The organism is Cyanobium sp. ATX 6A2, assembly GCF_024346355.1.
Taxonomy (GTDB): domain Bacteria; phylum Cyanobacteriota; class Cyanobacteriia; order PCC-6307; family Cyanobiaceae; genus NIES-981.
Map to the genome: position 1 here is coordinate 1 of NZ_JAGQCU010000040.1, position 3,425 is coordinate 3,425.

General features: G+C 52.5%; 1 protein-coding gene and 1 pseudogene. One reads left to right on the forward strand and one right to left on the reverse strand.

The window, feature by feature from the left end:
- A partial coding sequence (locus KBY96_RS16150) for a PIG-L family deacetylase (protein ID WP_254980576.1) occupies positions 1–1,823 on the reverse strand: 1,823 nt, incomplete at its 3' end.
- 640 nt (positions 1,824–2,463) lie between these two features.
- On the opposite strand from KBY96_RS16150, the pseudogene KBY96_RS16155 reads away from it, so the two are divergent.
- Positions 2,464–3,315, forward strand: a pseudogene (locus KBY96_RS16155) (IS256 family transposase).
- Positions 3,316–3,425 lie beyond the last annotated feature (110 nt).

Sequence of the window (3,425 nt, forward strand, 5' to 3'; positions counted from 1 at the left end):
AGGAGGGTCCGATAGCGCAGGTAAAAGCTCACCCGCAGATACAAAGTTCTGCTGCCTGCCGCCATTGGCGGCTTTTTTTCATGCCTGCAGAAACTGGGAAACAGCTTATTTTTCGAGGTGCCCTTAAGGAGGCTTAATTGGCTTGAGTAACACCGGTAGAGAATATCTTTATAGATTTTACAGCTTTGATTAAGAACAATGGTCATTGATTTGGGATCCTTTTGTGCAAATTCTCCAACTACTCGTTTCCCGTCCGATGAGAAATACGAAGTCATCTCGACTAGATGTGGCTGGGATTTTCCACTACGCTCTCGGAGTATCTGCGCATGATGGCATGCAAAAGCAACGGCATCGTGATCTGGATGCCCACCTTCGTAGGGATGAGTAATAACAATATTTGGTTCGTATTCATCTATAAGGGCCGCTATTGACTCAGTGAGAGCTGGTAGCTGATAGCTTATTTGTTGATCCACAAATCCTAAGTTGAGGAGGCTACTCTGCTTCAGCCCCGCATAATCTATTGCCGCTCGTGCTTCTTCAAGTCTTGCGTGCTTATAGGCTTCAGGATTATCAAACCCTGCCCATTTCGCGTAACGTGGATCTTCGGGCACACCGTTGGTGACATGTGCCACTGTAATCCCCTGCAATGCCGACATCAAAAGACCTGCTCCCACACATTCGTCATCAGGGTGTGCGCAGATAAGCATCACTTTCTTAGGATTGCATCCAGTCAAGGAGTTTAAGATTGCAGCTGCTGCGCGGGGCTGCAGAGGGTTTTGCACTTGATCTTTCATGTTTGAAAAGGTTCCGTATTCTCTAAGATTTGCCTGGATACGTCCGACATCGTCCCAAGCATTAGAAGTAAGACAATTATTTAGACGTTCAACAGCAAGATTGGCAACCGCCCAGTTCACTTCTCGTTCTTTAAAATTGTCCAAGGCTTGAGTGCAAGAATGTTTTAGCAGGATTGGTTTAATGACTGATAGGACAGTGGCCAGATCTGATAGACAGGCTTCGATTATTTCGTGTCTGCTCGTCGTTGTTGTGCTAGCTGGCCGATGTTGATATGTATATTCAGTCTGGAGTGTGCTGGCGTACTGATTCGCTTGATCATAAAGTGCTATTGTGCACAGCATATCTTCACAGAAAATCAAGCGTTGTTTAAGTGAGATTCCCATGCTTCTTAATGCTCGTATAGCTTTCCTCCAACTGCTTCGCCGGATTAGCTTGTTAGCTAGATTGTTGTGTGACTTTCCCAAGAGATATGCCTTTAAAATGTTCTCCCCATTGAGATTTGTCTCTCCTTCAAATCGCTTGAACACCCTGGCTTTTTCGCCTCTCTTGATATTGACGAATGGGCACTCCACAACATCTGCCAAGGTCACAGTTGCTTTGGAAAGCATTTGTTGGATAAAATTAGGTTCTACATAGTCATCATGATCAAAAAACCATAGATATTCTCCATGCGCTTTTGCTGCACCCTTGATACGAGCTGCGAATGCACCCCCATTTCTGGAAATGCGAATAACTTTCGTGTTTATACAAAGATCTCTTAGTTTCCTTAGCACTTTCTCGTCGAATAAGCAGCCATCTGCTACTAAGATGACCTCAAAATTATTGATTGTCTGGCATTCTAGTGCGCCTATCGCGGTTTTTACTTCATCCATCCTGCCGTAGAATGGAATTACCACTGATACTGCGGGCGATCGTGTTTGAACCTTGATTGCTTTAATTACTTTATCTTGCCAAATCGCGGCAAGACGGCTCAAATAGCCACTCTTTGATATATTTTTCATTGATAGCTTGCTGTCGACTGAATTCATTGTAGATTGACAAGGGAAGAACTCGCCAGGGTCAATTCATTTTTAGCCACAATGCAGCTTGCTTGGCCATGGTGGTGTCTGTCTTTTCGGGGCTGCTCTGGTCCTTTGGTTCGGCTTCCAGCCAGCGCTTGTCTGGCCTGCTTCTTGTAGTCCTTGCCAAATGATCGTAAGAGTCAAGTCGTTCGGCATCGGGGTATTTAAATTGAGTCAAAGATGTACTTGAATGTACTGCTAGCTGTTGGTTCGGATTCTGGGTGGGCTTCCGTTCTCTGCACGAAACCCACTCTGCTGCAACTCACCTCTACTAAACACCTGGCTGATAAACAGAGCCTGCGTGAGAATGGGGCATCTGCTTAGCACAGATGCGTGGACAGCAGGAGACCAGCGGTTTCCTGTTGTCCTAATTCTCGGCCGAGGAGCGGATCCCTGCCAGCCATCCGCTGCGCCGAGCGGCGTCCCATGGAGTGGTGTAACTCAGGGGGATCAGCCCCGGCGTAGCCAGGGCTGATGGCTCACCTCCCTCACATCTCAGCTGTGGCAATGGGTGGGCCGGTCTGTGACCCTGTTCGGAGCACTACCACCAAACCGAACACAGACCATGACCCTTACCCATAGTGGCGCCTCCGAGCTGAGCCAGCTCATGGAGGGCACCACCGCTGGTGCCCTGATCCCGGAGATCGTGCGCCGGGGCTTCCAGGATCTGCTGGAAGCCGAGGTTTCGGCCCTTACCGGTGCTCAACTCCATGAGCGCTGTCATGATCAGCGCTCCACCCACCGCAACGGCTACCGCCACCGGCTGCTCACCACCCAGGTGGGCGACCTCAGCCTGGCCATCCCAAAGCTGAGGCAGGGCAGCTTTTTTCCCGATTGGCTCGAGCCTCGCCGCTGAGTGGACAAGGCGCTCTACGCCGTGGTGATGGAGGCCTACACCGGTGGCATCTCCACCCGCAAGGTCGATGCCCTGGTGGAAGCGCTGGGCGGCGCCAGCGGCGTCTCCAAATCGGAGGTGAGCCGGATCTGCCAGGGCCTCGATGAGCAGGTGAAAGCCTTTCTGGGCCGGCCGCTTGACCATGCCCGCTTCCCCTACGTCTACCTCGATGCGACGTACCTCCACGGCGGTCGCCTGGGCCGCAACATGCGGGTGGTGTCGCGGGCGGTGGTGGTGGCGATCGGCATCAATGCCCTCGGCTATCGCGAGGTGCTCGGCATTGCCGTGGGCGACAGCGAGGCGGAGGGCTTCTGGCGCCAGTTCCTGGGCTCACTCAAGGAGCGTGGCCTCGACGGCACCCGGCTGGTGATCTCGGATGCCCACCTGGGGCTGACAGCCGCGATCAAGCGGATGTTCCAGGGCAGCAGCTGGCAGCGGTGCCGAGTGCACTTCCTGCGCAACCTCCTGAGTCATGACCCAAAGGTTGGACAGGACATGGTGGCAGCGGCAATGAAAGCGGTGTTCGTGATCCAGGCACCGGATCAGGTGCACGGCGACAATTAGATAGGCGGGACCGCGCAACTACATAGGCGGGTCTCATGACGCGACAACAGGGCGCCGATACCGGTCTGGAGCTCCGCGATGCCCGCCTCTCTGTCGTTGCGAACCCAGGA